The 494-nt window shown below is 59.7% G+C and carries 1 protein-coding gene and 1 pseudogene; both read right to left on the reverse strand.

The window, feature by feature from the left end:
* A pseudogene (locus L692_RS29745) lies at positions 1 to 273 on the reverse strand (SpoIID/LytB domain-containing protein); the annotation flags it as partial.
* Between the two features lie 35 nt (positions 274 to 308).
* On the reverse strand, positions 309 to 494 hold a 186-nt coding region (locus L692_RS29750), incomplete at its 5' end, for a Holliday junction DNA helicase RuvB C-terminal domain-containing protein (RefSeq protein ID WP_036724923.1).

A 494-nucleotide genomic window follows, 5' to 3' on the forward strand; every position in this document is an offset into this window, starting at 1 on the left:
GCTTGCCCGAACCTTCGTCCCCGATGGGACCGTTACGAGAGTGGCCCCGGTATCTCTTGCGGCCAGACTCCAGGCCTGGCCCGCAAGCAGCGTGACCGCCGGGACCGTCAACTTGTATTTGCTGCCGATATCCGCAAAAAGCGCAACGCGTATCGTCCGGGGGGAATCGGCGTAACCTGACCCAGAGGGAATAAGCAGACTGCCCGCCGCAAGCGCAACGGCCAGCAGACCCTTTGCCAGAGCAGGCTGCCCTTTCTTCCACAAATGCCTCATCTTCACGTTCTCCTCCAATCGCCAAGTCGTAAAGTTCAGGATTGCTCCGGAGGGAGCGGAACTCCTAAGTGCCGGTAAGCTGCCGGAGTAACTATTCTTCCCCGGGGCGTACGCTGCAGAAATCCAATTTGCAGCAAGTATGGCTCATAAACATCCTCGATCGTCTGGCTCTCCTCGCCGATCGTAGCCGCAATCGTATCCAGCCCTACCGGCCCGCCCCG

Source organism: Paenibacillus forsythiae T98 (assembly GCF_000520735.1).
Classification (GTDB): Bacteria; Bacillota; Bacilli; order Paenibacillales; family Paenibacillaceae; genus Paenibacillus_AQ; species Paenibacillus_AQ forsythiae.